Here is a 25,546-nt window from a genome sequence, read left to right as displayed (position 1 = left end):
GCGGAGAGGTGGCGCAGGCGGGGGCGAAAGTGAAGAGGTTTTCACCTTGCCCGTGTGGCAGCCCAGCTCGTGGTGACATGTGCGCAGGGTTGCGCCGCGCCTTCCGCGCGCAGCATGACCTCCCCATAGGACAGGGTCCGCCCGCGCTTGATGACGCGCGCCTCCGCCAGCACGGCGGTGGCCGGTGGCGGGCGCAGGAAGGTGATGGCGAGGCTCGCCGTCAGGCTCTCATCCCGCCCTTCCGTCAGCGACAGCAGCGCCACCCACATCGCCACATCCGCCAGCCCCATCAGCGCGGGGCCGGAGACGGTGCCACCCGGCCGCAGCAGATCATCCTTCGCCGGCAGCCGCAGCGTGGCGAGGCCCTCGCCATAGGACAGCACCTCGATCCCCCAGGCCCCGGCGAGCGGCACGCCTTCGCGCACCCGGACCTGCATCGCTTCGATATTCATCGGCCGGCGACCACGCGGCCGAGGCAGGGGTTCCGGCCGATCCAGTAGCAGAGCTCCGCGGGGCGGGAGATGCCGTAGAGCGCCAGGTCGCAGCGCAGCCCGGGCGCGAGTGCGCCACGGTCGGCAAGCCCCAGGGCGGCGGCGGCATGGGTGGTGACGCCGGCCAGCGCCTCCGCCACCGTCAGGCGGAACAGGGTGCAGCCCATGTTCAGCATCAGCAGCAGCGATGGCGCGGGGCAGGAGCCGGGGTTGAGATCGGTTGCCAGCGCCATCCGCAGCCCGGCCGCACGCATCGCGGCGACGTCGGGGAAGTGGGTTTCGCGGATGAAGTAGAAGGCGCCAGGCAGCAGCACGCCGACGGTGCCGGCGCGCGCCATGGCGGCGATGCCCTCGGGGCTGGCATATTCGATGTGGTCGGCGGAGAGCGCGCCGTAGCGCGCGGCGAGCGCGGCGCCGCCATCGTCGCGCAGCTGGTCGGCATGCAGTTTGGTTCGCAGCCCGGCTCGCTGCGCGGCGTCGAAGACCCAGGCGGTCTGCTCGGCGGTGAAGCCGATGGCGCTGTCGGTGAAGGCGTCCACCGCATCGGCCAGGTTTTCGGCCGCGATGGCGGGCACGATGTCCTCGGCGACATGGCGTGCGTAGTCGGCGGTGCGGCCGGCATAGTCCGGCGGCGTCGCATGGGCGGCGAGCAGGCTGGTCTGCAACGACACATCGCGCAGCCCGGGCAGGCGGCGGGCGGCGCGCAGCATGCGGGCTTCCGTCGCGAGGTCCAGGCCGTAGCCGGACTTCACCTCGATGGTGGTGACGCCCTCGGCCAGAAGCTGGTCGAGGCGGGGCAGGGCGGCGTTCACCAGCGCGTCCTCGGAGGCGTCGCGCGTGGCGCGGACGGTGGAGAGGATTCCGCCGCCGGCCTTGGCGATGGCCTCGTAGCTCGCGCCCTCCAGCCGCATCTCGAATTCGCGGGCGCGGTCGCCGGCGAAGACCAGGTGGGTGTGGCAATCGATCAGCCCGGGCAGGATCCAGGCGCCGTCGCAGGCCCGCGTCTCAGCCGCCTGGCCGGGTAGGTCGGCGCGCCGGCCGACCCAGGCGATGCGCCCGTCCTTGGCCGCGATGGCGCCATCCTCGATCGCCCCGAGCGGATCGCCATCGCGCGGCACCATGGTGCAGAGATTCGCATCCAGCCAGACGCGGTCGAAGATCATGCGGGCAGCTCCACCAGACGGGCGAAGGCGCCACCCTGCACCAGCAGCCGAACCGCTTCCATATCGGGGGCCATGAAGCGGTCCGCATCCCAGGGCGCTGCCACGCCGCGCACCAGGGCCTGTGCGGCTTGCAGAGGTGCGGAGGTCGTCAGCGGCCGATGGAACTCCAGCCCCTGCGCGGCACACAGCAACTCGATGGACAGGATGGAGGAGAGGTTCTCCGCCATCTCCATAAGGCGCAGCGCCGCGCCGGTGGCCATGCTGACATGGTCTTCCTGGTTCGCGCTGGTCGGCAGGCTGTCCACGCTGCGCGGCGTGGCGAGCGCGCGGTTTTCCGCCGCCAACGCGGCGGCGGTGACCTGGGCGATCATGAAGCCGGAATGCAGCCCACCCTCCGCCACCAGGAAGGCCGGCAGGCCGGACAGCACCGGGTCCACCAGCAGGGCGATGCGGCGCTCGCTGATGGCGCCGAGCTCGGCCAAGGCGAGGGCGATGGTATCGGCGGCGAAGGCCACCGGCTCCGCATGGAAATTGCCGCCGGAGAGGATGTCGCCATCCGCCATCACCAGCGGGTTGTCGGTCACGGCATTCGCCTCCCGCTGCAGCACCGTGGCGGCATGGTCGAGCAGGTCGAGGCAGGCGCCGGCCACCTGCGGCTGGCAGCGCAGCGAATAGGGGTCCTGCACGCGGGTATCACCCTCCCGGTGGCTGTCGCGGATGGCGCTGCCCGCCATCAGCCCGCGCAGCGCGGCGGCGCAGCGGATCTGCCCGGGCTGTCCGCGCAGCGCATGGATGCGCGCATCGAAGGGCGTGTCGGAGCCGCGCGCCGCATCGACGCTGAGCGCGCCGGCCACCAGCGATGTGTGCAGCAGACTTTGGGCCGCGAAGAGGCCACTCAGCGCGATGGCGGTGGAGACCTGCGTGCCGTTCAGCAGCGCCAGCCCCTCCTTCGGCCCGAGGGTGAGCGGCGCGATGCCTGCCTCCGCACCCGGCCGGCGCGCGCCATTCACGAAGACTTCGCCCTCGCCAACCAGCACCAGCGCAAGATGCGCCAGCGGCGCCAGGTCGCCGGAAGCGCCGACCGAGCCTTTCGCGGGAATCACCGGCAGCGCATCCGCCGCCAGCAATTGCAGCAGCGCCTCCACCACCGCCACCCGCACGCCGGATGCGCCGCGCGACAGCGACAGCGCCTTCAGCGCCAGCACCAGCCGCACCACCGGCGCGGGCAGCGGTGCGCCGGTACCGGCGGCGTGGCTGCGCAGCAGGTTGAGCTGGAGCTGCGCCAGTTTCTCGGGCGCGATGCGGGTGGAGGCCAATTTGCCGAAGCCGGTGTTGACGCCATAGATCGGGCCATCCTCGGCCAGCCTTGCGGCCAGCACCGCGGCGCCCTGTTCGGTGGCGGCACGCCAGCCTTCCGGCATGGCCAGGGGCGCGCCCGCCATCACGGCGCGCAGGGCGGGCAGGGCGATCATCGCAGGATGCCCGGCAGGTCGAGGCCCTTTTCGCGCGCGCAATCCAGCGCGATGTCGTAGCCCGCATCGGCATGGCGCATCACGCCCGTCGCCGGGTCGTTCCACAGCACGCGGGCCAGGCGCCGCGCGGCGGCTTCCGTGCCATCGGCCACGATCACCATGCCGGCATGTTGCGAAAACCCCATGCCGACGCCGCCGCCATGATGCAGCGAAACCCAGGTGGCGCCGGAGGCCGTGTTCAGCAGCGCATTCAGCAGGGGCCAGTCGGAGACGGCATCCGATCCATCGCGCATCGCCTCCGTCTCCCGGTTCGGCGAGGCCACGCTGCCGGAATCGAGGTGGTCGCGGCCGATGACGATGGGGCCGATCTCGCCGCGCGCCACCATCTCATTGAAGGCGAGGCCGAGCCGGTCCCGCTGCCCGAGCCCCACCCAGCAGATGCGCGCTGGCAGGCCCTGGAAGGCGATGCTCTGCTGCGCCATGTCGAGCCAGTTGTGCAGATGCCGATCCTCCGGGATCAGCTCCTTCACCTTCGCGTCGGTGCGCCGGATGTCCTCCGGATCGCCCGACAGCGCCGCCCAGCGGAACGGCCCGACGCCGCGGCAGAAGAGCGGCCGGATATAGGCCGGCACGAAGCCGGGGAAGTCGAAGGCATTGGCCAGGCCTTCCTCCTTCGCCATCTGCCGGATGTTGTTGCCGTAATCCATCACCACGGCGCCGCGCGCCTTGAAGTCGAGCATCGCCTGGACATGGGCCACCATGGAATGCTTCGCCGCGGCCGCGACGGCGGCGGGATCGCTTTCCCGCATCGCGGCCCATTGGCCCAGCGACCAGCCGGCGGGCAGGTAGCCATTGGCCGGATCATGCGCGCTGGTCTGGTCCGTGACGATATCCGGCACCACGCCGCGCCGCACCAATTCGGGAAACACCTCCGCCGCATTGCCGAGCAGGCCGACGCTGATGGCGCGCTTCTCCGCGCAGGCCTCGCGGATCATCGCGAGCGCCTGGTCAAGGTCGTCGGCCTTGTGGTCGAGGTACTTCGTCTCCAGCCGCTTCTCGATGGAGGAAGGCTGGCACTCCACCGCCAGCACGCAGGCGCCGGCAAAGACGCCCGCCAGCGGCTGCGCCCCGCCCATACCGCCGAGGCCACCGGTCAGGATCCAGCGCCCCGCGAGATCCCCGCCGAAATGCTGGCGGCCGGCCTCGGCAAAGGTCTCGTAGGTGCCCTGCACGATCCCCTGGCTGCCGATATAGATCCAGGACCCGGCGGTCATCTGGCCGTACATCATCAGCCCCTTGCGATCGAGCTCGGAGAAATGCTCCCAGCTCGCCCAGCGCGGCACCAGATTGGAATTGGCGATCAGCACGCGCGGCGCGTCGGCATGGGTGCGGAAGACGCCGACAGGTTTGCCGGACTGGACCAGCAATGTCTGGTCCTCCTCCAGCCGCTTCAGCGTGGCGACGATGCGCTCATAGCTGTCCCAATCCCGCGCGGCGCGGCCGATGCCGCCATAGACGACGAGCTCACCCGGCTTCTCCGCCACCTCGTCATCGAGGTTGTTCATCAGCATCCGCATCGCCGCTTCCGTGGTCCAGTGGCGGCAGCTGAGCTCCAGCCCGCGCGGGCTGCGGATGTGGGGGGCGTTGCGGTGGCGCGGATCGGTCATGCGGGGCTCTCCGGTGCTGTCGCCAGCATTGCGGCTGCGCTGGATTATGTCTAGACATAATCGTATGACCCGCCACGCCGCCATCCGCGCCCAGATCGAGGCGCGCATCCTGTCCGGTGCCCTTCGCCCCGGCGACCGCCTGCCATCGGAGGCGGAGCTGGTGGCGGAACATGGCGTGGCGCGGATGACGGCGAGCCGCGCGCTGGCGGATCTTGTCGCCGCCGGCCTGGTGGTGCGCCGCCGCAAGGCCGGCAGCTTCGTGGCGGAGCCGCGGGCGGAGGAAACGCTGCTCGGCATCCCCGATCTGCGCGCCACCATCGGCCCCGGCCACCGCCATGCCGTGCTGTCCCGCACGATGCGCGCCGCGACGGCGGAGGACCGCGCCCGTCTCGGCACGCTGCCGCGCGGTGCGAAAGTGCTGGCGCTGGCGGTGCGGCACGAGGCGGGCGGCCTGGCCGCGGCGCTGGAGGATCGCCTCATCAGCCTGCACTCCGTGCCGGAAGCGCGGGCCGAATCCTTCGCCACCACGCCGCCCGGGTCCTGGCTGCTGGACCGCGTGCCCTGGACGGAGGCCGAGCACCGCATCCAGGCGCTGGCCGCCGATGCCGGAACCGCCTCCCTGCTCGGCATCGCGGAGGGCGCGCCTTGCCTGGTGCTGGACCGCCGCAGCTGGCGCGGCGAGGAATCAGTGACCGCCGTGCGCCTGACCTATCCCGGCGATCGCCACGCCTTCACCGGACGGTCCCGACCATTGCGCGAGAACTCGCAACAGGGCATGCGGGAGGCATGATGCGATCCTTCCTCGCCACCGCCGCGCTGCTGCCGCAAGGCTGGGCGCGGGACGTGCTGATCGAGGCCGATGCCGCCGGCTTCATCACCGCCGTCACACCGGATGCCACGCCGCACGGCAGCACCCGCCGCCTGTCCGGCGCCGTGCTGCCGGGCGTGCCGAACCTGCACTCCCACGCCTTCCAGCGCGCCATGGCCGGCGGCGCGGAACGCCGCAGCCCGCAAGGCCAGGACAGCTTCTGGACCTGGCGGGAGACGATGTACCGCTTCGTCGGCCGCTTCGCGCCGGAGGATGCGGAAGCCGTCGCCGCGCAGCTGCATGTCGAGCTACTGGAGCACGGTTTCACGGGCCTCTGCGAGTTCCACTACCTGCACCACCAGCCGGATGGCACCCCCTATGCCGACCGGGCCGAGATGGCGCGGCGCAACATTGCGGCGGCGCGGCGCAGCGGCATCGGGCTGACCATGCTGCCCAGCCTGTACCGCCATGGCGGCATCTTCGGCCTGGCACCGCATGCGGGCCAGCGGCGCTTCCTGAACGATCTGGACGGCTTCCTCGCCATCGTGGAGGCCACCCGCGCCGCGATCGGCGACGACCCGCAGATGGCGCTCGGCCTCGCCCCGCATTCGCTGCGCGCGGTGACGCCCGAGATGCTGCGCGCGATCCAGGATTTCGCTGGCCCGATTCATATCCATGCCGCGGAGCAGCCGAAGGAAGTGGCCGAATGCCTGGCCGCCACCGGCGCACGCCCGGTGCGCTGGCTGCTGGACCATGCGCCGCTGGATGCGCGCTGGGTGCTGATCCATGCGACGCATATGGACACCTCCGAGATCGAGGGCCTGGCCCGCTCCGGCGCCGTCGCCGGGCTCTGCCCGAGCACGGAGGCCTCGCTCGGCGACGGCACCTTCGCGCTGCCGGGCTACCTGGCCGCCGGCGGGCGCTTCGGCATCGGCACGGACAGCCATGTCGGCACTGCGCCGCGCGAGGAGCTGCGCCAGCTGGAGACCAGCCAGCGCCTGCGGGACAACGCCAGGTCCGTCGCCACGGCGGACCAGAACCCGCACCCCGGTCGCACGCTGCTCGACGCCGTGCTCGCCGGTGGCGCCCAGGCCTGCGGGCGGCCGATCGGCGCCATCGCGCCGGGGATGCGCGCGGATCTCGTGGAGCTCGACACGCAGCACCCGACCCTGCTGGGGCGGGAGGGTGATGCGCTGCTCGATGCCTGGGTGTTCAGCGGCCAGTCCAATCCGGTGAAGACGGTGGCGGTGGGTGGCCGCGTGGTGGTGGAGGCCGGACGCCACCTCCAGGCCATGGCGATCCGGGACGAATTCGGCGCGGCGATGCGGAGATTGATGGCATGAGCGGGCAATTGGCGGGGCAGGTCGCCATCATCACCGGCGGCAGCCGCGGCATCGGCCGCGCCATCGCGCTGCTCTTCGCGCGGGAGGGTGCGGACATCGCCTTCTGCCACCTGGATGACGCGGAAGGCGCCGCCCCCGTCGTCGCGCAGATCGAGGCACTGGGCCGCCGCGCCCTCGCGGCCTCCGTCGATGTGGCGGATCTTCCCGCCCTGCGCGGCTTCATCGCGGATGCGGAGGCGCAGCTCGGACCCTGCGACATCCTGGTGAACAATGCCGGGCTGAACCTGCGCGGCGCGATCACCGAGGTGACGGAGGAGATGTTCGACCGGGTGATGAATGTCCACGTCAAGGCCAGCTTCTTCGCGGCGCAGGCCGTGTGGGACGGCATGGCGGCGCGCGGCCGCGGGCGCATCATCACCACGGCCAGCCAGCTCGGGCTGAAGGGCGCGCCGAATATCGTGCCCTATTGCATGGCCAAGGCCGCGCTGATCGGCTTCACCCGCGCGCTGGGGCATGAGGGGGCGCCGAAGGGCATCCTGGTGAACGCCATCGCGCCCGGGCCGGTCGCGACCGACCTGACCGCGCAGCTCGGTGCCGACTGGGCCGCGCGCATCGGCGAGAAACTGCCGATCGGCCGCGTCGGCCAGCCGGAGGAGATTGCCGCGGCGGCGCTGCTGCTGGCCTCATCCCCCGGCGGCGATTTTTTCGTCGGCGCGACGCTGTCGCCCAATGGCGGGGACATCATGCACTGACATGGCACGCCTCATCACCCTGAGCGCGGCGCAGGCCGCGACCGCCGTCGAATGGGCCGCCGCCGAGGGCTGGAACCCCGGCCTCGCGGACCTGCCCTGCTTCCTGACGCAGGACCCCGGCCTGTTCCTGGCCATGGAGGAGGATGGTGCGCTGCTCAGCCTGATCTCCGCCACGCGCTACGGCGCCGATTTCGGCTTCATCGGCTTCTACATCGCACGGCCGGACCTGCGCGGGCAGGGGCATGGCATGGCGGTGTGGCGCGCCGCCATGGCGCAGCTGGAAGGCCGGCTGGTCGGGCTGGATGGGGTGGTGGCGCAGCAGGACAACTACCGCAAATCCGGCTTCGTACTGGCCTGGAACACCATCCGCTTCGGCGGCGTGCCGATCCGCCCGCCCGTGCCGGCGCAGGGCATCCGGCCGGCCGCGGAGGTGCCCTTCGCCGCCCTGGCCGCGCTGGACCGCAGCGTCTTCCCGGCAGAGCGGGAGGCCTATCTCCGTGCCTGGATCGCCCAGCCCGGCCACATCGCCCTGGCCCATGTCACGGATGGCAGCGTCACCGGCTTCGGCGTGATCCGCCCGGCGCGGGAGGGGCACAAGATCGGCCCGCTCGTCGCCGAGACGCCGGAGGTCGCAGAGGCCCTGGCCGCCGCGCTGCTGGCGCGGGTGCCGGAAGGCCCGGTGTTCCTGGATGTGCCGGAGCCGCACCGGGCCGCCGTGGCCTTGGCGGAAAACCTCGGCCTGACGCCGGGCTTCGAGGCGGCGCGCATGTACACCGGCCCCGCCCCGCAGATCCGGGCTGAGCGGCTGTTCGGCGGGATGAGCCTGGAGCTGGGCTGACGCCTCAGGCGGCGCGCGGCGTGCCGCCGGCGCGCGCGGCCTCCAGCATCAGCATCTCGCCCAGGTTCTCATGCGTCAGCACGCCGATCAGGCGGCCCATCGCATCCACCACGCCGATCGGGCCGGCGGCGTCCTGCATCACCCGCAGCGCATCCTCCAGCGGCGCGCGGTGCGGCACCACCGGCACCTCCCGCCGCATCGCCTCCAGCACCGGCGCATCCGGGCCGTCCTTTTGCAAGGCGCGCACCAGGTCGCTGCGGGTCAGGATGCCGCGCAGGCGGCCGCCGCCATCCACCACGGGGAAATCGGTCTGCGCCGTGCGGATCAACAGCTCCGCCGCATCGGCGATGCGCGCCGTCACCGGCAGGCTCTCGAAGCGGCTGATCATCGCATCCTCCGCCATCATGCCGCGCGACAGCTCACGCAGTTGCACCGCCTGCGCCTCCGCCTGCGCGCCGAGCCAGACGAACAGCGCCACGAACACCATCAGCGGCGCGCCGTTCAGCAGCCCGATCAGCCCCAGCACGAAGGCCAGCGCCTGGCCGATCTGGGAGGCGATCTCCGTCGCGCGCCGGCTGCCGAGCCGCATGGCCAGCAGCGCCCGCAGCACGCGGCCGCCATCCATCGGGAAGGCCGGCAGCAGGTTGAACACCACCAGCGTGACATTCACCCAGAACAGCCGCGCCAGCATGCCATGCGCCGGGTTCTCCAGCCCGGCCATCGCCTCCACCGGCGGCAGTCCGCCGAGGGCCAGGAACAGCAGCAGGGCGATCACCACATTCACCGCCGGCCCGGCCAGTGCCACCACCAGCTCCTCGGAGGGCTTTTCCGGGATGCGTTCCAGCCGGGCGACGCCGCCGATCGGCAGCAGCGTGATATCGGGCGTTCGCACGCCATAGCGGCGGGCCGCGATGACATGGCCGAATTCATGCAGCAGCACGCAGCCGAACAGCAGGCTGATGAAGGCCACCCCCTCCACCGCCGCCGCCATGCCGCCCTGCAACCCATGCGCCACGCCGATCCAGGCGAGCAGCAGCAGGAAGGTCAGGTGCAGCCGTATCTCGGTACCGGCGATGCGGCCGAGCGGGATGGACCAGGACAAGGGCTTTACTCCTGCGGCGTGGGGCGCAGCCGGCTGACCTCGAAACCCTGCATCGCGGCGGTGATGACCGCCTCAGCATAGTCACCCGGCGCCAGCTCCGGCCGGCGGGCCAGGACCCAGAGATAGTCCCGCCCGGGCGCCCCCACCACCGCCCAGCGATAGGAAGGATCGAGCCCCAGCACCCAGTAGTCGCCATAGAAGGGCCAGAAGAAGGTCACGCGCAGCTTCGCATTGCCGCTCTCCGGCACGACATGGGCGGTGCCCTCCGCCACGCGCGGCGCGCCATCCGCGCCGCGGCAGCGATTGACCACGCCGATCGTGCCATCCGGCCGCGGCGTGTAGGTGGCGGTGGTGTGGGTGCAGATGCGCCCGCCGCCATCCTGGAAGCTGTTGGGAAAGCGCGCGATCTCGAACCAGGTGCCGGCATAGCGCGCCAGGTCCACCTGGGGCACGGTCGCCACCGGGGCCCGCGCCGGGGTGGTGGCGCAGGCATTGACCAGCAACAGGACCGGGGCCAGCAGCGCCAGCAGCAGAAGGCGCCTCATGCCACCCACTCCGAACCCGGCACAACGCCCGGCGGCAGCGCCGCCACATGGTCGAAGATGGCGCCCGCGGTGGTGATCCAGACGGCATCCCGATGCTGGGCGATCTCGGCCAGCGCCCGGCGCAGATGCCGCATGCGGTGCGGCTGGCCGATGATATAGGGATGCAGGGCGATGCCCATGACCTGCGCCATGCCGTCCCGCACCTGGTGCAGTCTTTCGTGGAAATCATCCAGGATCAGGTCCGCGAAATCCGCCGCGCCATCCTTGCGGCCGGCGATGGCGGGGATGTCGTTCACCTCCTGCGGGTAGGGCATGGCGAGCAGGCGGCCGGCGCGGGTGCTCATCCAGATCGGCGCGTCATCGGCGCACCAGTTCATGGAATAGGTGTAGCCGGCCTCCACCAGCAGGTCCGGCGTTGCGCGGCTTTCGGCGATCCAGGGGCTGAGCCAGCCGCGAGGCGGGGTGCCCTCATGCCGGGTGATGGCAGCGGTCGACTCGGCGATCAGCTTCGCCTCATCGGCCTCAGGCAGGATCGACTGGCGTTCGGAATTGGTGCGGCCATGGCCCGCCAACTCGTCGCCGCGGGCGCGGTGCGCGGCCAGCAGTTCCGGCGCGTAGTCGTACATGGCGCTGTTCAGCAGCACGGTGGCGGGCAGGCGCAGCTCATCCAGCGCCTGCAGCAGGCGCCAAGCACCGACGCGGTTGCCGTAGTCGCGCCAGGCGAAGTTCAGCACATCCGGCTGCGGGCCGCCCGCCGCGAGCTCCGCGCCCAGCCCCTCGCCGAAGGCGAAATGCTCCAGGTTGACGCCCAGGTACACCGCCAGTGCGGCTCCCCCGGGCCAGGCATAGGGTGTGCGCCCAGGCCAGCCGGAATATTCGTAGCGTCCATGGGTGGGCAGCATGGCACCTCTCCGGCAGTCGATGCCGGCAGGTTGGGGATTTCGCACCACAGGGCAAGCCCGAAGCGCCAAGGAAGCGGCCAGGGGGTGATGACCGAGCGCATCGCCTGTCCTATCCTCCGCCCCGACATGCCAAAGGCGAGACGAGGGGGTGATGCGGCGTCCGCGCTGCTGCAGCGCGAGGCGCGGGCGGCACGCGGGCGGTTGCGCGTGCCGGTGGGTCTTGGCCTGTCGCAGGTGGCGGTGGGCATCGCCCAGGCCTGGCTGATTGCCGGGCTGATCGCCACCCTGCTCGGCTTCGGCGCCGCCGGCTGGCCGGCGCTGGGCGCCGTGGCGGCGCTGGCACTGCTTTCGGCCGGGCTGGGCGTGGCGCAGGAACGCGCGCTGCTGGCGGCCGGCGAGGCCGCCAAGGCCCGGCTGCGCGGCGCCGCCTTCGAGCGCCTGCTGGCCCAGGGCGCGGAGGATACCCGCGGCGTCGGCGACCGTGCCGCGCTGGTCGTGGACCGGATCGAGGCGCTGGAAGGTTTCCTCACGCGCTGGCTGCCGGCGGCCGCCCTTGCCATTGCCGGACCGCTGCTGGTGACGGGCGCCGCCTTCACGGTGGATGCGACCAGCGGCGCCATATTGCTGGTCGCCGCGCTGCTGGTGCCGGTTGCCATGGCCGTCACCGGCATCGGCGCGGCGCAGGCCAGCAAGCGGCAATTCGCGGCGCTGGACCTGCTCTCCGGCCGCTTCCTCGACCGCATGCGCGGCCTGCCCACCCTGGTGCTGTTCCGGCGGCAGGAGGCGGAGGCGCAGGCCCTGGGCCGGGCGGCGGAGGATCTGCGCCAGCGCACCATGCGCGTGCTGCGCGTCGCCTTCCTGTCCTCGGCATCCATGGAGGCGCTGGCCGCCGGAGCCATCGCCTGCCTCGCCATCCGCCACGGCGCAATTCTCGGCCAGAACCACCCGGACCCGGCGGGGGCGATCTTCTGCCTGCTGCTGGTACCCGCCTTGTTCACCCCGCTGCGCGCCTTCTCCCAGGCCTATCACGAACGCATGGGCGCGCGCGGCGCCGCCGCCGAACTGGCCCCGCTGCTGGAGGCGGAGGCACCGGGCGGCCTGAAGCTGGAGGAGATGCCGGCAAGGCTGGTGGTGAGCTTCCAGGATGTACGGCTGAGCTACGACCCGACCCGCCCGCCGGCGCTGGATGGGCTGACCTTCCGCGCCCTGCCGGGCGAGACGCTGGTGCTGGCCGGTCCCTCCGGCGCCGGCAAATCCTCCATCCTGCGGCTGCTGATGGGTTTTCGCAGGCCTGATGCCGGTCGGATTTCGTTGAACGGGCAGGACGCCACCAAGCTGGCGCCGTCCGAACTGCGCCGCCTTTCCTCCTATGTCGGCCAGCGGGCGCATCTGTTCCGCGGCAGCATACGGGAGAACATCGCGCTCGCCCGCCCCGGCGCCACGCCAGCCGAGGTGGAGGCCGCCGCCACCGCCGCGCGCGTGACGGATTTCGCCAAGGCGCTGCCGCAGGGGCTGGAGACGCTGGTGGGGGAGGGCGGCTACGGCCTGTCCGGCGGCCAGGCGCAACGGGTTGCCATCGCCCGCGCCTTCCTGCGCGACACGCCCCTGGTGCTGCTGGATGAGCCGACCGCGCATCTGGACCCGGGCACGGAGGCGGAGGTGCTGGACAGCCTGCGCCGCCTCTGCACCGGGCGCACGGCGATCATCGCCAGCCATTCCCGCGCGGCGCAGCGCAGCCTTGGCAGGGTGCTGGAAATCGAGGGCGGGCGCGTGCCGGGCTCGCGGATGGCGGGCGAATGAGCCCGAATCGGCCGGGCATGGCCTCCGATCTGCTGCGCGTGCTGCGCCTGTGGCATGGTCGCGCTGGCTGGCTGCTAGCAGGGCTCGCCATGGCCTGCGCCGCGGTGCTGGCGGGGCTTGCGCTGCTGGGCCTCGCCGGGCGCGGCGTGGCGGAGGGGGTGACGCAGGCCTCGATCTTCGCCGGCGGCGCCGCGGCGCTGATCTGGCTGCGGCCGGTCATCATCCTGCGGCCGGTCTTCCGTTACCTGGAGCGGCTGGTGACGCATGCCGCCACCTTCCGCGCCCTGGCCGATACTCGCATCTGGTTCTTCCGCCGGCTGGCGGAACGCCTGCCCGCTGGCCTCGGCTTCCGCCGCGCGGGGGATCTGCTGGGGCGGCTGGTCTCCGACATCGATGCGCTGGACCGGGTCTATCTCGGCGCCGTGGTGCCGGGCGTCGCGGGCGTGGCGGCGGTGCTGGCGATCGCGCTGGTGCTGGGGGCCATCGACCCGGCTTTGGCCGCGCTGGTGGCGCTGCCGCTGGCGCTCGCTTTGCTGCTGCCGCCGCTGCTGGCCCCGGGTGCCGCCGCCGCCGGTCAGCGCGTGGCGGAAAGCCAGGGCGCACTGCGCGCCGCGGTGGTCGATCCGCTGACCGGCATCGAGGATACCCTGGCCGCCGGCGCCGAGCCCCGCGCCGCCGCGCGCGTCGCCGCCGAGGGCGCGGGGCTCGCCGCCGCGCAGCGTGCCCTGGCGCAGCGCGGCGCCTGGGGCGGTGCGGCCGGCGCGCTGCTGAGCCAGGCGGCGCTGCTCGGGGCGCTGGGCTATGGGCTGGCGATGGGTGAGGCGGGGGTGGCCGCCGCCGTGCTCGGCCTGTTCCTGGCGATCGCGGCCGGGGAGGCGCTGGGGCTGATGCCGCGTGCCGGCGCCGCGCTCGCCGCTGCCGGTGCCAGCGCCCGCCGCCTGTTCGAGGCCGCCGACCAGGCGCCGCCGGTGGCCGAGCCCACCGCGCCGGCTGCCACGCCCAAGGGCCACGCCATCCGCATCCGCGACCTGCACTTCGCCTGGGCATCGGACCGGCGGGCAGTGTTCGATGGGCTGGACCTGGATGTGCCGGAAGGCGCGCGCATCGCGCTGCTCGGCCCCTCCGGCATCGGCAAATCCACCCTGGCCTCCCTGCTGCTGAAGCTGGCGGCGCCGCAATCGGGCAGCATCACCCTGGGCGGCGTGGATATCGCCACCCTGCCGGCGGATGCGGTGCGGTCGCGCATTGCCTGCCTGACCCAGGATGCCCGCCTGTTCGACGACAGCATCGAGGCCAATCTCCGCATCGGCCAGCCGGAGGCGGAGGAGGTCGCGCTATGGCAGGCGCTGGACCGGGCCGGGATCGGCGATGTGGTGCGCAGCCTGCCCGAGGGTCTCGCCACCCGCTGCGGCGAGGCCGGTGCCCGCTTCTCCGGCGGCCAGGCGCGCCGCCTGGTGCTGGCCCGCGCCCTGCTGTCCGAGGCGCCGGTGCTGATCCTGGACGAGCCCGCCGCCGGGCTGGACCCGGATACGGAACGCGCCTTCCTGGAAACCCTGGGCGAGGCGACGGCCGGGCGCAGCGTCATCCTGATCGTGCATCGTCTGATCGGTGTGGAGCGACCGACGCGCATCCTGCGCCTGGCCGCCGGGCGCGCCGTGCCGGCGATGGGCTGATCATCCGCCATGCGCCGCGCGGCTATCCGCCGGTGCCTGGTCCCGTTCCCGCATCCCGTAGTCGCGGCTGACCTCCGCCACCCGCAGCCGATAATTCGCGAAGACGCCGTCGCGCCCAAGTGCCTGGGTCGTGCGATGCGCGCTGCGGCTGCGCCAGGCAGCCACCGAGGCCTCGTCACGCCAGAAGGACAGCGACAGCAGCTTGCCCGGCTCGGCCAGGGATTCGAAGCGTTCGATGGACAGGAAGCCGTCCATTTGCAGCAGCTCCGCCCGCAGTGCCGCGGCCAAGTCCAGATAGTGCTGCCTTTCGCCCTCCGCCGGCCAGACCTCGAAGATCACCGCAATCATGCTGTACCCCATCCTGTCATCGCGAATCCTGCCCGTTGCCGCGTCGCGATGCTTCGGGGAGGATCGAAGCGAGGAGGCGCCGATGACCGCAGCGACACCCTTCGATCCGCTTGGCCTGCCCGAGAGCAACGCCACCGGCTATCCCGAACCCTACGCCGCCACGGCCCGGCTGCGCTGGAATCGCAGGCTCGGCGATGCGGCCGGGCTGACGCAGTTCGGCGTGAACCTGACCCGCATCGCCCCGGGCGGCCAATCCTCCCAGCGCCACTGGCATCTGAAGGAGGATGAGTTCGTCTATGTGCTGGAAGGTGAGCCGGTGCTGCACACCGATGCCGGGGAACAGCTGCTGCGCCCCGGCCAATGCGTCGGCTTCCCGGCTGGCCACCCGGATGGCCACTGCCTGATCAACCGTGGCGACCGCGACGTGCTGCTGCTGGTGGTCGGCAGCCGGATGCCGGGGGAGGTCTCCACCTACCCCGACATCGACATGCAGGTCGGCCCTGGCGCCGATGGCGTGCGTCGCTTCACGCGGAAGGACGGCACGCCTTACTGAAGATCAGAAGAAGGCTTCCTTCACGCCGCCCAGCCAGAAGCCGAGCGTCGCCTTGGTCTCGCTGGTCGGCACCGGCTTCTCGAAGACGATCTCGGTGCCGCCGACCAGGGCGCCGGTGCTGTCGGTGATCGGGTCGCTCACCTGCTCGATCAGCGCCTCCGCCTCCGCCACCGGGAGCACACCGAAATGGCCCAGCACGCGGGCCAGCACGCCGTATTTGGCGCGGGAGGAGCCATCGGCGATCTTGATGCAGATGCCCAGGCCCTTCTCCGGCACGATCGCCAGCACGAAACCCTCCGCGCCGCCCTTCACCACCACGCGCCCGCCCGTCGCCCGCACGATGCGGGAGGTGGCGATGTCGAGGCCGGAGACGTGGTCGGGGTAGGCGGCCATGGCGCCCAGCACCCGCTTCGCCGCCGCGCGCCGCGCCGTATTGCCGGAATAGCCGAGGCCGAGGCGGGCCGCCGCCGTCGCCAGGTTGCGCATCGGCACGGCGAGCGCCGGCAGCCCGCAGCCATCGCGCCCGGCGGGCAGCTTCGTGGCGTCGCGGCCCATGTAGTCGGACAGGATGTCGAGATACAGCTGCTGCGCCGGATGCGCGGCGTCGCCGTAGTTCAGCCCGGCGCCGAGATGCTTCGCCACAGTCAGGAAGCCGCAATGCTTGCCGGAGCAATTGTGGTAGATGCGGCGCGGGCCGCCCTGGGCGAAGGCATTGGCCTGGTCCGCCTCCCGCCGCGGCAGCGCCGGGCCGCAGACCAGCGCATCCTCGCCGAGGCCCAGCCGGCCGAGCCAGTCGCCGACCAGGCCGATCTGGAAGGGCTGCGCGTCGTGCGATGCGCAGGCCATGGCGATGTGTTCGTCGCTGAGGCCGAAGGCATCCGCCGCGCCGCATTCGACCAGCGCCATCGCCTGGAACGGCTTGAGGGAGGAGCGCGGGAAGGTCATCAGGCCCGCATCGCCCCAGCTTCCCAGCAGACGACCCTCGAAATTCGCCACCACCACGGTGCCGCGGTGCACGCTCTCCACCAGCGGGCCGCGCCAGATGCGCGCGAGCTCGACGAAATCGGTGCCGTCCGTCATGTGCTTTTCCTCCTGGACCCTTTTGCTATCTGAGGGCGAAACGGCCGGCACGCAAGCATAACCGCGCCCAGCCGCGGCGCGCGCGACGCTGCATGCCGGTGCCCGCGATTTCGCTGCCGCCACCGCATGCGTGATCCGCCGCAGCGACGCGCCGGCCGAGCGCAAGGTGCCCCGCATCGCGCGCTCCCCCCGGCACCCGGCGATCGCGCCGGCTGCAGCATTGCCGCGCGGGGTGGCGCCGGCCCCGGCTTGACGGGCGGCGCATGCTGCGGTGCATCATGCGGTGCGGCCAAACAAGATGGCGGCCTGACAAGCGGCGACCTGAAGAGCGGAGACCTTCCCCACGTCCGGATCCACGCCGCCTTCCGATGCGCGCCGCCCCGGCGCCGGCACCGTGCCGCTGCTCGCCATCGTGGCCTTCTCCAATGCGCTCGGCGCGGTGATCTTCTTTCCGCTCGGACCTTTCCTGGCCCGCGACCTCGGCATTCCGGTCGAGGATGCAGCCTATACCACCACCTTCTACACGGTCGCGGCCGGGGTGGGCGGGCTGCTCGGCGCGCTGCTGCTGGGCGGCGTCAGCCGGCGCGCCGCGGTGATCGGGTCGCTGTGCGGGCTCGGCGTGTTTTCGCTGGCCACCTTCCTGGCGCCCACCTACCCGCTGCTGCTTGCGGCGCGCGCCTGTGCCGGGGCCTGTGCCGGGCCGCTGATGGCCGCCGTGGTGACCAGCATCGCCGAATCGGTGCCGGAGGAACGGCGCAACCGCGCAGTCAGCAGCGTGACCGGTGCCTACGGACTGGCGCTGGTGGCCGGCCTGCCGCTGGCGCTGGTGCTGGGCGCCACGGCGGGTGGCTGGCGCACGCCGATCCTGGCGATTTCCGTGCTGTACCTGCTGCTGCTCTGGCCGGTCTGGCGCCTGCTCGGGCCGCGCCCGGGGCTGCCGCCACCGCCGCCGCGGGCGCGGGTCACCCTGGCCGGCCTGCTGCGCATGCTGTTCCGCGCCGAGAGCCTGACCGGGCTGGCGCTGATCGGCGCGGCGTCCTTCGCCACGCTGCTGGTCTCGCCGCATATCGCCGCCTATGCGCTGGGCAATGCCGGCATCAGCGAGGCCGGGCTGCGGGTGATCTACATGATCGGCGGCGCGCTGGCCGTGCTGACCACGCGGGCGACCGGCACGCTGATGGACCGCGTCGGCGTGCTGCCCGCCTCGCTCACCGTCGGCTGCGTGCTGACCACCGTGCTGCTCGCCGCCTTCGGCCTGTCCGGCCCGGCCTGGCTGGTGACCGGGCTGCTGGGCACCGTGCTGGCGGTGCAGCTTGCACGCAGCACGGTGGCGCAGGGCAGCGCGACGCGGGTGGCGCCGCCGGCGGAGCGGATGACCTACCAATGCCTGGTCGCCGCCACCACCAGCCTCGGCCAGGGGCTGGGTGCCGCGGCATCGACCCTGGTGGTGCGGGAACGGCCGGATGGCGGGCTGGACCATATGGGCTGGCTGGTCGCCGCCAGCATTGCCCTGGCCTGGCTGGCGCCGCTGCTGGTGGTGCTGTTGCACCGCCAGCTTGCGCGGCGCCAGGCGGAAGGCGGTTGATCAGCCGGTGGTGATGTTGGCGGCGCGCACCACCGGCCCCCAGCGATCGAACTCCGCGCGCACGAAGGCATCGGTCGCGGCCGGGTCCATCCAGATCGGCTCGCTGGCCAGTGCGGTCAGGCGGCTTTTCACCGCATCCGATTCGAGCGCCTTGCGCATTTCCTCCGCGAGCCGCGCCACCACCGGCTCCGGCGTGCCACGCGGCGCGAACAGGCCGGTCCAGCTCCGCACCGCGTAGCCCGGCACGCCCTGTTCGGCGATGGTCGGCAGGTCCGGGCGGATGCGGACGCGTTCGGCGGTGCCGACGCCGATGATCTTCAGCCCGCCCGATTGCGCCGGGCCGATCACCGTCGGCAGATTCATGAAGGCCATCGGGATGGTGCCGGCCATCAGGTCCGTCGCCACCGGCCCGCCGCCGCGATAGGGCACGTGCACCAGCTCGGTGCCGGTCAGCATGCGGAACAGCTCGCCCGCCAGGTGGTTCGAAGACGCGGTGCCGGAGGAGCCGAAGGACATGCCGCCGCGCTCGGCGCGGATCTTCACCAGCAATTCCTGCACGGTGGAGACGCCGAGCGACGGGTTCACCGCCAGCACGTTCGGCACGTCCACCATCATGGCGACGCCGGTCAGCACCTCGCGCACGTCGTAGCCGAGGTTGGGCGAGACCAGCGAATGGAAGACATGGTTGGAGGCGGAGGAGACCAGCAGCGAATAGCCATCCGGCCGCGCGCGCACGACCTGACCCATGCCGATGGAGCCGCCGCCGCCGGCGCGGTTCTCCACCACCACGGACTGGCCCAGCCCCTCGCTGAGGATCGGCGCGACCAGCCGCGCCACCACGTCGTTGGAACCGCCGGGGGCCCAGGGGACCACCAGCGTGATGGGACGGCTGGGCCAGGCGGCCTGCGCGCGTGCCAGGCCTGGGACCAGGACGGGCGCGGCGAGCCCCGCGAGAAGATGGCGGCGTTGCATGGAAGATCCTCCGGTTCGTTCTTCTGTTGCCAGAATGACGGGGCCGGGGGAGGGACGCCAGGGGGGAGACGCCCCCTGGCGTGAGCTTCAGCCGACGACGAGGAAGTCGGTCGACGTCATCGCCAACCCGGTCGCCAGGACGGCGAAGGCGACGGACTCGCCCGCGCCGCTGCCGTCCGCATCGAAGGCCAGGAAACCGGTCGCCGCATCATAGAGAATGCGGTCCTCCGCATCGCCCGCCGTCGCACCCAGGAAGAAGGCGTCGTCATCCAGAACACCGGTCGGCAGCGAACCGAATTGGCCGCTGGACAGGTGGAAAAGGTCCGACCCCGAGGTGAAGTCCGTGATGGTGTCGACGTTGTCGGCACCGAGCTCCGTGTAGAAGTGGAAGACGTCGGCATCCGTGCCGCCGGTCAACTGGTCTGATCCCGCGCCGCCCACCAGGGTATCTGCGCCCGCGCCGCCCAGCAGCGTGTCGTCTCCGTCCAGGCCGATCAGGTGGTTGTCCGCACCCTGCCCCATGATCCGGTTGTCCTCGCCGTTGCCAATGCCCCTGGCGGCGGTACCCAGTAGGTTGAGGTGCTCCACATTGGCCACGAGCGTGAAGTTGACACTGGACATCACCAGATCCGCGGTGCCGCCGTCGGCCAGCTCGATCACCTCATCACCTTGGTAATCCACCACGTAGCGGTCATTGCCGGTGCCGCCTTCCATGCGGTCGGGCCCGGGGCCGCTGCCGCCGTTCAGCGTGTCGTCGCCCGCGCCGCCCAGCAGCGTGTCGCGGCCGGCGCCGCCACTGATCAGGTCGTTGCCGCCGCCGCCGTCGAGCACATTGATCTGTGCATTGCCGACCAGGCGGTCCGCATGGGCGCTGCCCAGCACATTCTCGAAACCGCTGAACACATCGCCGGTCGCGTCGCCGCCCGAGGCGACTCCCGTCGCGAGGTTGATCGTGACGCCGGCGCTGCTGCCGGTGTAGCTCAGCGTGTCGCGCCCGGCGCCGCCGAGGAAGACATCAAGGCCGGCGCCGCCCTGCACAAACACGCCGTTGGCAGCCGAGAGCGACGATGCATCCACGGTGTTGCCCATGGCGCTGCTGAAGACGGTGATCTGCGCGTCCGGCAGGCGGACGAAGTTCGCGTCGGTCAGCGTCATGCTGTTCGGCCCCGCCTGGGACAGGCGGAAGAACTCGAAGCCGCTGACGCCGGTGATGCCGACGAGGCCGGCGGTGGTGACATTGATGGTGTTGCCGCTGCCATCGCCGGTCTCCAGGCCGCCGCGGATCGAATCCGTGCCGAGCGCCTCGGCGGAGACCGCGACGATGTTACCACCGCCGCCGGCGCTCAGATTGTTGGCCGTGCCCTCGCCGAGCACGATCCGGTTGGCGCCGGTGCCGACCGTGATGGTGTTGCCGTCGCCGTCGCCGACCAGGATCCGGCTGTCGCCGTCACCGCTGGTGATGGCGTTGACGCCGTTGCCCGCGACGATGCGGTTGATGCCGTCGCCGGCCGTCAGCGTGTTCATGCCGTTGCCGGCCTGGATGATGGCCGGGCCATCGGCGACGGAGACGGTGTTGTTGCCGTCCTTCAGGATGATGCGGCTGGCGCTGAGGCCGGAGACGGTGATGGTGTTGTTGCCGCCGCCGGCCGAGATGCGGTCGTCGCCGCCGGCCAGGGTCAGGGTGTTGTTGCCGTTGCCCAGCGTCAGGGCATCCTCGCCGCCACCGAAGGTCAGCGTATTGTCGCCGTTCTGGCCGGTGACCACGTGGTCATCGTCGCCGAAGGTGATGGTGTTGCTGGTATTGCCGAGGTTCACGAAGACGGTTGCCATGATTTCTTCTTTCTCGCCGTGGGCAGGTCTTGCGAACTTCGTCCGGACCCTTGCCACGCGGGGCAAGTGACGTCGTCGCATGACGCCCGTGAACGCGCGGCGGGGTGGCCGCGCGATACCGGGCGACGTGCTGTCGCATGAACCAGACTGGGAATGGGGGGAGCTGGGGGCCTGCCGTCCGGCTGGAGGGCAGGGACAGGAAACGCGCCTTACGTTGCGTCAGCCTGTTCGTATTTAAGTAAATACCGGCCTGCGGCGAAGAAAGCCAAACTATTCGGTCTGTTGGAGAAAGTATTTTTGCTGGATGCCGCGATAGTGAGATGGGGTGCCGGGGAACCCGAGGGGCGCTGGTGTGCGCCCCTCGCGCCGCGGCCCCGTGACCGTTGAGAATGCCGGCGGCTGAGGATCCGCAGGAGATTTTTCGTCCCTGGAAGGCGCCGAATGCCGCCGATGCTGATTGCGTCGGCAAGTTCGGCAAAGCTCCAGGGGCGGAAAAGACCCGCGGAGCCGACCCGCAGGCGTTTTCAAACGGTCACTCAGCCCAGTGCCGCCGCCACCTTGGCGCAGAACGGCCCCACCGCATCGGGGTGCACCCAGCGCAGCACCGCCACGACCTCGCCCTGCGGCCAGATCCAGGTGACGTTGCCGCCGGCGCCCATGGCGAAGACGGAATCGCGTGGCGCCTCCGGCCAGCGCCCGGCGCCGTTCAGCCACCACAGGAAGCCATAGGCCGGGTTCAGCGCGCAGGGGACCAGCGACTGCGCGATCCAGGATTCCGGCACCACCTGCCTTCCGCCCCAGGCGCCCTTCTGCAGCACGAGCTGGCCGATGCGGGCCTGGTCCTCGGCATGGATGCGCATGCCCGCACCCCAATGCGTGCCGCCGGGGACGGAGGGCAGGCGCTGGCCCTCGATCTCGACCCAGGCATTGTCATAGGGGTACCAGGTCCAGTCCCGGCTGCCGCCGATCGGGTCCAGGATGCGCTCGGCGAAGACCTCCGGCAGCGGGCGGCGGAACAAATGCAGCAGGCACAGCGACAGGCGGTTCACGCGGACGTCGTTGTACTCCCAATGGGTGCCGGCGGGTTGCAGCGGGCGGTCCATGCGCTTCTGCGCGCCACCCTCCCGCGCCAGTTCGCGGCCGCGATCGATGCGGTCGGATTTGCCGAACAGCTCGCCTTCCCACTCGCTGGTATTGGTCAGCAGGTGCCGCCAGGTGATCGACGCGTTCTGCGGCGACTCGAAGCCGCCATCCTTCACCAGCTCGCGCACCGGCGCGTCGATATCAGGCAGCAGGCCATCCGCCTGGGCGATGCCGGCGAGCAGGGAGAGGTAGGATTTGGCGGCGCTGAAGGTCATGTCCGCCTGGCGCGTATCGCCCCAGGACGCCAGGCGCTGGCCGCGCTGGATCACCAGCCCGTTCGGCGCGCCGCGCGGGAAGACCGGGCCGAGCACGGTGTTGTAGGGCGGCGGCTCGAAATGCCCGGATTCCAGATGCGCCAGAAGGTCGCGGGGAAAGGGGGATTCCTGGGCGGCGGCGAAGGCGGTGGCCTCGGCGAGGCGCGGATCTTGGTCGGTCATGCCGCGCAGCCTGCCCAAGCCGGGCGTCCAGCGGAACCCCCTGCACCCGCGCGGCGAAGCGCCCATATAGCGTGGCAACCAAGGAGAGACCCCATGACCACCGAAACCGCGACCCGTGAAACCGCGACATTGGGCGGCGGCTGCTTCTGGTGCATCGACGGCGCGCTGCGCCATGTGAACGGCGTGACCCGCGTGGAAAGCGGCTATGCCGGCGGCCACGTGCCCAACCCGACCTATGAGCAGGTCTGCGGCAAGCAGACCGGCCATGCGGAGGTGGTGCGCGTGGAATTCGACCCCGCCGTGCTGTCCTATGCCGACCTGCTGCGGATGTTCTTCACCCTGCACGACCCGACCACCAAGGACCGCCAGGGCAATGATGTGGGCCCGCAATACCGCAGCATCATCCTGCACCACTCGCCGGAGCAGGAGCAGACGGCGAAGGCGGTGATGGCGGAGATCGAGGCCGCCGGCATCTGGGGCGCCCCCCTGGTGACGGAACTGGAGCCCGCCGCCGACTACTGGCCCGGCGAGGCCGAGCATCAGGACTACTTCGCCCGCAACCCCTGGTCCGGCTATTGCCGGGTGGTGGTCGCCCCCAAGGTCGCCAAGTTCCGCAAGAGCTTCGCCGACCGCCTGAAATCCGCCGCGGCTTGAGGAGAAACACATGAGCCTGTTCAGCAAGGACAAGCCGGCCGAGACCTTCCCGGTACAGAAGTCGGACGCCGAATGGCGCGCCGAGCTCTCGCCCGAGGCCTTCAAGGTGCTGCGCCAGCACGGCACCGAACGCCCCGGCACCAGCAAGCTGCTGACCGAGAAGCGCCCCGGCACCTTCGCCTGCGCCGCCTGTGGGCACGAGCTATTCGACAATGCGACCAAGTTCGAGAGCGGCACCGGCTGGCCGAGCTTCTTCAAGCCGCTGCCCGGCGGCATCGCCACCACCACCGACCGAAGCTTCTTCATGACGCGGACGGAGGTGCATTGCGCCAATTGCGGCGGCCATCTGGGCCATGTCTTCCCGGATGGCCCGGCACCGACCGGGGAGCGCTACTGCATGAATGGTGTGGCCATGGTGTTCCAGCCCGCCGAATAAGCCGTGATCAGCCGCTCCGCCGCTGGACAAGCGGCGGGGCGGCGCGGATTCTAGGCGCCACCCCGCAGCCTGGAACCTTTGCCTTGCACTGGCGCCGTCTCGCCCTGCTTCTCGCGCTGACCCTGCCGGCCGGTGCGCGGGCCGATCTGGTCTATGTGCTCAATTCCGGCGAGGCCAGCATCTCGGTGCTCGATGCCGCGACGCGCACGGAACGCGCCCGCATCCCGGTGCTGCGGGAGCCGCACCACCTGGTGCTGACGCCGGACGGCACGCAGCTTCTGGTGGCGGATTCCGGTGGGAACGAGGTGTTCTACCTCGACCCCGCGACCGGCGAGGTGCTGCGCCGGGCGCCGATCTCCAACCCCTACCACCTGGAATTCAGCCCGGATGGCCGCTTCCTGGTGGTCGCCAGCCTGCGCCGCGGCCAGGTGGATGTGCTGGATGCGCGGACGCTCGACCTGCTGCATCGCTTCCGCCCCGGCGACAAGCCGAGCCATGTCGCCTTCAGCCCGGACAGCCGCATGGTCTATGTGACGATCCAGGGCGACGGCCTGGTCGCGGCCTTCGACCTGGAGCGGATGGAGCAGGCCTGGAGCCAGCCGGTGGGGCCGGAACCCGCGGGCATCATCTGGCATCGGGGCCAGCTTCTCGTCGGCATCATGGGCAGCACGCATTTCGTGGCGCTGGACCCGGCGAGCCAGGCGGTGGTGCCGGTCTTCACCCTGGGGCGGGGCGCCCACACCATCTACCCGGCGCCCGATGGCCGCGCGCTGTACGCCACCAGCCGGGTGGACAGCCGCGTCGCGGAGATCGACCCGGACACGCTGGCGGTGCGCCGCTGGTGGGCGATTCCAGGGGGGCCGGACTGCCTGGCCTTCGACCCGCAGGGCCGCGTCTGGATGACCCTGCGCTGGTCCCGCCGCATCGCCATCCTCGACCCGGTGGCGGATCGGTGGGAAACGGCGCGAGTCGGGCGGTCGCCGCACGGCATCTTCTTCAAGCCGCTCGGCCGGGGCGCGGATTTCGCCCTGGCGATGCCGGGCGCCACCTCCGGCACGCGTCCGCTGCCGGCGCCACTGCCGCAGCGGCCCGCCACTGCACCGCCGCCGCCGCCGGGCCTGGTGCCGGGCAGCATCCCGGTGGCGCCGCCGGTGCTGCCGGCCTCGCTGCGGGGGGCACCATGATGCGCCCGTCCCTTGGTCGCCGGGCGCTGCTCGGCGCCGGGCTGGCAGGCCTGGCGGCGCCCGCCTTGGCGCAGGTGGCGCCGCAGGGCTGCCGCGGCCCCGTCTACCTGACCATCGATACCGGCTGGAGCCGGGAGGCGGAGGCGATCGCCGCCATCCTGCGTCGCCACGCGGTCACCGCCACCTTGTTCATCGCCGACGAGCCCACCTTCCGTGGCGACTCGACGCTGTCCGATGCCTGGGCACCGTTCTGGCGCGCCCGCGTCGCGGAGGGCCACAGCTTCGCCAGCCACACCTGGCGGCACTGGTACTTTGCTGGTGACCCCGGCCCGGGGCGCACCACCTTCCGGTCACGGCGCGGGCAGGGGCAGGTGGTGCTGGACCAGACGGCGATGTGCGCCGAACTGGACCGCCCGATCGACGCGCTGCGCCGCTTCGCGCCGGAAGCCCGGGTCCTGCCGCTGTGGCGGGCGCCGGGCGGCATCGTCACCCGAAATGCCGTGGCACTCGCCGCCGGGTGCGGGCTGCGGCACCAGGGCTGGACCCGAAACGGCTTTCTCGGCGACGAGCTCGACAGCGCCGCGCATCCCAATGCCGCCCTGCTGCGCCGTAACCTCGCCAATATCCAGCCGGGCGAGGTGCTGGTCATGCATTGGGGCGTCCGCAGCCGGCGCGAGCCTTTCGCCGGCATCATGGAGGCGCTGGTCACGGGCCTGCTGGCCCGCGGCCTGTGCTTCGCGCCGTTGCCGCCCCAGGGCGTCGCCTGAT

Annotated in this window: 24 protein-coding genes; 12 read left to right on the top strand and 12 right to left on the bottom strand. The window is 71.6% G+C overall.

Annotation, left to right across the window (positions count from 1 at the left end; genetic code table 11):
- Positions 1-41: 41 nt before the first annotated feature.
- Genes HB662_RS22450 through hutU form a run of 4 tightly spaced genes read right to left on the bottom strand, consistent with a single transcriptional unit; the run spans position 42 to position 4,793 of the window.
- Positions 42-452 (bottom strand): PaaI family thioesterase, encoded by a 411-nt coding sequence (locus HB662_RS22450; protein WP_168052970.1) that lies wholly within the window; start codon positions 450-452, stop codon positions 42-44.
- Positions 449-1,654, bottom strand: a complete 1,206-nt coding sequence (hutI, locus tag HB662_RS22445) for an imidazolonepropionase (RefSeq protein WP_168052968.1) — start codon at positions 1,652-1,654, stop codon at positions 449-451. Before hutI ends, HB662_RS22450 begins: the two co-directional genes overlap by 4 nt.
- Positions 1,651-3,126, bottom strand: a complete 1,476-nt coding sequence (gene hutH / locus HB662_RS22440) for a histidine ammonia-lyase (RefSeq protein ID WP_168052967.1) — start codon at positions 3,124-3,126, stop codon at positions 1,651-1,653. Before hutH ends, hutI begins: the two co-directional genes overlap by 4 nt.
- Entirely contained in the window at positions 3,123-4,793 is a 1,671-nt protein-coding gene (hutU, locus tag HB662_RS22435; protein WP_168052965.1) for a urocanate hydratase, read from the bottom strand. Before hutU ends, hutH begins: the two co-directional genes overlap by 4 nt.
- Positions 4,794-4,857: 64 nt before the next feature.
- Between hutU and HB662_RS22430 the strand changes: the two genes are divergently transcribed.
- The 4 genes from HB662_RS22430 to HB662_RS22415 are packed head-to-tail and all read left to right on the top strand — an operon-like array spanning position 4,858 to position 8,534.
- Positions 4,858-5,583: a UTRA domain-containing protein gene (locus HB662_RS22430; RefSeq protein ID WP_168052963.1), complete on the top strand. Its 726-nt coding sequence runs from the start codon at positions 4,858-4,860 to the stop codon at positions 5,581-5,583.
- Complete coding sequence (locus tag HB662_RS22425; protein WP_168052961.1) at positions 5,580-6,944, top strand: formimidoylglutamate deiminase; 1,365 nt, start codon at positions 5,580-5,582, stop codon at positions 6,942-6,944. Before HB662_RS22430 ends, HB662_RS22425 begins: the two co-directional genes overlap by 4 nt.
- Entirely contained in the window at positions 6,941-7,696 is a 756-nt protein-coding gene (locus HB662_RS22420) for an SDR family NAD(P)-dependent oxidoreductase (protein WP_168052959.1), read from the top strand. The genes HB662_RS22425 and HB662_RS22420 overlap by 4 nt, the downstream gene beginning before the upstream one ends.
- Before the next feature lies 1 nt (position 7,697).
- Complete coding sequence (locus tag HB662_RS22415; protein WP_209443413.1) at positions 7,698-8,534, top strand: GNAT family N-acetyltransferase; 837 nt, start codon at positions 7,698-7,700, stop codon at positions 8,532-8,534.
- Positions 8,535-8,538: 4 nt separating this feature from the next.
- On the opposite strand, the gene HB662_RS22410 is transcribed toward HB662_RS22415, so the two are convergent.
- Genes HB662_RS22410 through HB662_RS22400 form a run of 3 tightly spaced genes read right to left on the bottom strand, consistent with a single transcriptional unit; the run spans position 8,539 to position 11,083 of the window.
- The gene (locus HB662_RS22410; RefSeq protein WP_168052955.1) at positions 8,539-9,636 is read right to left on the bottom strand and encodes a site-2 protease family protein; all 1,098 of its coding nucleotides are present in this window, start codon (positions 9,634-9,636) and stop codon (positions 8,539-8,541) included.
- A 5-nt stretch (positions 9,637-9,641) separates the two neighbouring features.
- Positions 9,642-10,181, bottom strand: coding sequence for a lipocalin family protein (locus HB662_RS22405; RefSeq protein ID WP_168052953.1), 540 nt, complete (start codon positions 10,179-10,181; stop codon positions 9,642-9,644).
- Complete coding sequence (locus HB662_RS22400) at positions 10,178-11,083, bottom strand: polysaccharide deacetylase family protein (protein WP_168052951.1); 906 nt, start codon at positions 11,081-11,083, stop codon at positions 10,178-10,180. Before HB662_RS22400 ends, HB662_RS22405 begins: the two co-directional genes overlap by 4 nt.
- 87 nt (positions 11,084-11,170) lie before the next feature.
- On the opposite strand from HB662_RS22400, the gene cydD reads away from it, so the two are divergent.
- Both cydD and cydC read left to right on the top strand, forming a co-directional pair.
- Positions 11,171-12,883: a thiol reductant ABC exporter subunit CydD gene (cydD, locus tag HB662_RS22395; RefSeq protein WP_245185806.1), complete on the top strand. Its 1,713-nt coding sequence runs from the start codon at positions 11,171-11,173 to the stop codon at positions 12,881-12,883.
- Positions 12,880-14,556 (top strand): thiol reductant ABC exporter subunit CydC, encoded by a 1,677-nt coding sequence (gene cydC / locus HB662_RS22390; RefSeq protein WP_245185805.1) that lies wholly within the window; start codon positions 12,880-12,882, stop codon positions 14,554-14,556. Before cydD ends, cydC begins: the two co-directional genes overlap by 4 nt.
- Here cydC and HB662_RS22385 read toward each other — a convergent pair whose 3' ends face one another.
- On the bottom strand, positions 14,557-14,904 hold the full coding sequence (locus HB662_RS22385) for an antibiotic biosynthesis monooxygenase family protein (protein ID WP_168052949.1): 348 nt from the start codon (positions 14,902-14,904) through the stop codon (positions 14,557-14,559).
- Between the two features lie 82 nt (positions 14,905-14,986).
- On the opposite strand from HB662_RS22385, the gene HB662_RS22380 reads away from it, so the two are divergent.
- Entirely contained in the window at positions 14,987-15,457 is a 471-nt protein-coding gene (locus HB662_RS22380; protein ID WP_168052947.1) for a cupin domain-containing protein, read from the top strand.
- Between the two features lie 3 nt (positions 15,458-15,460).
- On the opposite strand, the gene HB662_RS22375 is transcribed toward HB662_RS22380, so the two are convergent.
- Positions 15,461-16,537: an asparaginase gene (locus HB662_RS22375; protein ID WP_168052945.1), complete on the bottom strand. Its 1,077-nt coding sequence runs from the start codon at positions 16,535-16,537 to the stop codon at positions 15,461-15,463.
- A gap of 394 nt (positions 16,538-16,931) precedes the next feature.
- Between HB662_RS22375 and HB662_RS22370 the strand changes: the two genes are divergently transcribed.
- Entirely contained in the window at positions 16,932-18,122 is a 1,191-nt protein-coding gene (locus tag HB662_RS22370) for an MFS transporter (protein ID WP_168052943.1), read from the top strand.
- Here HB662_RS22370 and HB662_RS22365 read toward each other — a convergent pair whose 3' ends face one another.
- The 3 genes from HB662_RS22365 to HB662_RS22355 all read right to left on the bottom strand — a co-directional run bounded on the left by HB662_RS22365 (position 18,123) and on the right by HB662_RS22355 (position 22,504).
- The gene (locus tag HB662_RS22365; protein ID WP_168052941.1) at positions 18,123-19,094 is read right to left on the bottom strand and encodes a Bug family tripartite tricarboxylate transporter substrate binding protein; all 972 of its coding nucleotides are present in this window, start codon (positions 19,092-19,094) and stop codon (positions 18,123-18,125) included. It abuts the gene before it with no gap.
- 87 nt (positions 19,095-19,181) lie between these two features.
- The gene (locus HB662_RS22360) at positions 19,182-20,924 is read right to left on the bottom strand and encodes a beta strand repeat-containing protein (protein ID WP_168052939.1); all 1,743 of its coding nucleotides are present in this window, start codon (positions 20,922-20,924) and stop codon (positions 19,182-19,184) included.
- A gap of 536 nt (positions 20,925-21,460) precedes the next feature.
- Positions 21,461-22,504, bottom strand: coding sequence for a serine hydrolase domain-containing protein (locus HB662_RS22355; RefSeq protein ID WP_168052937.1), 1,044 nt, complete (start codon positions 22,502-22,504; stop codon positions 21,461-21,463).
- Positions 22,505-22,597: 93 nt separating this feature from the next.
- Here HB662_RS22355 and msrA point away from each other — a divergent pair, with 93 nt between their 5' ends.
- The 4 genes from msrA to HB662_RS22335 all read left to right on the top strand — a co-directional run bounded on the left by msrA (position 22,598) and on the right by HB662_RS22335 (position 25,545).
- The gene (gene msrA / locus HB662_RS22350) at positions 22,598-23,158 is read left to right on the top strand and encodes a peptide-methionine (S)-S-oxide reductase MsrA (protein WP_168052935.1); all 561 of its coding nucleotides are present in this window, start codon (positions 22,598-22,600) and stop codon (positions 23,156-23,158) included.
- Positions 23,159-23,168: 10 nt separating this feature from the next.
- Positions 23,169-23,594: a peptide-methionine (R)-S-oxide reductase MsrB gene (msrB, locus tag HB662_RS22345; protein ID WP_168052933.1), complete on the top strand. Its 426-nt coding sequence runs from the start codon at positions 23,169-23,171 to the stop codon at positions 23,592-23,594.
- A gap of 83 nt (positions 23,595-23,677) precedes the next feature.
- On the top strand, positions 23,678-24,778 hold the full coding sequence (locus tag HB662_RS22340) for a YncE family protein (protein ID WP_168052931.1): 1,101 nt from the start codon (positions 23,678-23,680) through the stop codon (positions 24,776-24,778).
- The gene (locus tag HB662_RS22335) at positions 24,775-25,545 is read left to right on the top strand and encodes a polysaccharide deacetylase family protein (protein ID WP_168052929.1); all 771 of its coding nucleotides are present in this window, start codon (positions 24,775-24,777) and stop codon (positions 25,543-25,545) included. The genes HB662_RS22340 and HB662_RS22335 overlap by 4 nt, the downstream gene beginning before the upstream one ends.
- Position 25,546: the final 1 nt, after the last annotated feature.

The sequence above is a fragment of the Falsiroseomonas frigidaquae genome, from assembly GCF_012163145.1.
GTDB classification, from domain to species: Bacteria; Pseudomonadota; Alphaproteobacteria; order Acetobacterales; family Acetobacteraceae; genus Falsiroseomonas; species Falsiroseomonas frigidaquae.
Note: the sequence above shows the minus strand (reverse complement) of the source record. Positions and strands in the feature narration are given on the sequence as shown.

What these genes read in the sequence shown, in the direction of transcription:
- HB662_RS22450 (WP_168052970.1), bottom strand. Translation starts at nt 452, where the DNA reads ATGAATATCGAAGCGATGCAGGTCCGGGTGCGCGAAGGCGTGCCGCTC.
- hutI (WP_168052968.1), bottom strand. Translation starts at nt 1,654, where the DNA reads ATGATCTTCGACCGCGTCTGGCTGGATGCGAATCTCTGCACCATGGTG.
- hutH (WP_168052967.1), bottom strand. Translation starts at nt 3,126, where the DNA reads ATGATCGCCCTGCCCGCCCTGCGCGCCGTGATGGCGGGCGCGCCCCTG.
- hutU (WP_168052965.1), bottom strand. Translation starts at nt 4,793, where the DNA reads ATGACCGATCCGCGCCACCGCAACGCCCCCCACATCCGCAGCCCGCGC.
- HB662_RS22430 (WP_168052963.1), top strand. Translation starts at nt 4,858, where the DNA reads ATGACCCGCCACGCCGCCATCCGCGCCCAGATCGAGGCGCGCATCCTG.
- HB662_RS22425 (WP_168052961.1), top strand. Translation starts at nt 5,580, where the DNA reads ATGATGCGATCCTTCCTCGCCACCGCCGCGCTGCTGCCGCAAGGCTGG.
- HB662_RS22420 (WP_168052959.1), top strand. Translation starts at nt 6,941, where the DNA reads ATGAGCGGGCAATTGGCGGGGCAGGTCGCCATCATCACCGGCGGCAGC.
- HB662_RS22415 (WP_209443413.1), top strand. Translation starts at nt 7,698, where the DNA reads ATGGCACGCCTCATCACCCTGAGCGCGGCGCAGGCCGCGACCGCCGTC.
- HB662_RS22405 (WP_168052953.1), bottom strand. Translation starts at nt 10,181, where the DNA reads ATGAGGCGCCTTCTGCTGCTGGCGCTGCTGGCCCCGGTCCTGTTGCTG.
- HB662_RS22400 (WP_168052951.1), bottom strand. Translation starts at nt 11,083, where the DNA reads ATGCTGCCCACCCATGGACGCTACGAATATTCCGGCTGGCCTGGGCGC.
- cydD (WP_245185806.1), top strand. Translation starts at nt 11,171, where the DNA reads ATGACCGAGCGCATCGCCTGTCCTATCCTCCGCCCCGACATGCCAAAG.
- cydC (WP_245185805.1), top strand. Translation starts at nt 12,880, where the DNA reads ATGAGCCCGAATCGGCCGGGCATGGCCTCCGATCTGCTGCGCGTGCTG.
- HB662_RS22385 (WP_168052949.1), bottom strand. Translation starts at nt 14,904, where the DNA reads ATGATTGCGGTGATCTTCGAGGTCTGGCCGGCGGAGGGCGAAAGGCAG.
- HB662_RS22380 (WP_168052947.1), top strand. Translation starts at nt 14,987, where the DNA reads ATGACCGCAGCGACACCCTTCGATCCGCTTGGCCTGCCCGAGAGCAAC.
- HB662_RS22375 (WP_168052945.1), bottom strand. Translation starts at nt 16,537, where the DNA reads ATGACGGACGGCACCGATTTCGTCGAGCTCGCGCGCATCTGGCGCGGC.
- HB662_RS22365 (WP_168052941.1), bottom strand. Translation starts at nt 19,094, where the DNA reads ATGCAACGCCGCCATCTTCTCGCGGGGCTCGCCGCGCCCGTCCTGGTC.
- HB662_RS22360 (WP_168052939.1), bottom strand. Translation starts at nt 20,924, where the DNA reads ATGGCAACCGTCTTCGTGAACCTCGGCAATACCAGCAACACCATCACC.
- HB662_RS22355 (WP_168052937.1), bottom strand. Translation starts at nt 22,504, where the DNA reads ATGACCGACCAAGATCCGCGCCTCGCCGAGGCCACCGCCTTCGCCGCC.
- msrA (WP_168052935.1), top strand. Translation starts at nt 22,598, where the DNA reads ATGACCACCGAAACCGCGACCCGTGAAACCGCGACATTGGGCGGCGGC.
- msrB (WP_168052933.1), top strand. Translation starts at nt 23,169, where the DNA reads ATGAGCCTGTTCAGCAAGGACAAGCCGGCCGAGACCTTCCCGGTACAG.
- HB662_RS22335 (WP_168052929.1), top strand. Translation starts at nt 24,775, where the DNA reads ATGATGCGCCCGTCCCTTGGTCGCCGGGCGCTGCTCGGCGCCGGGCTG.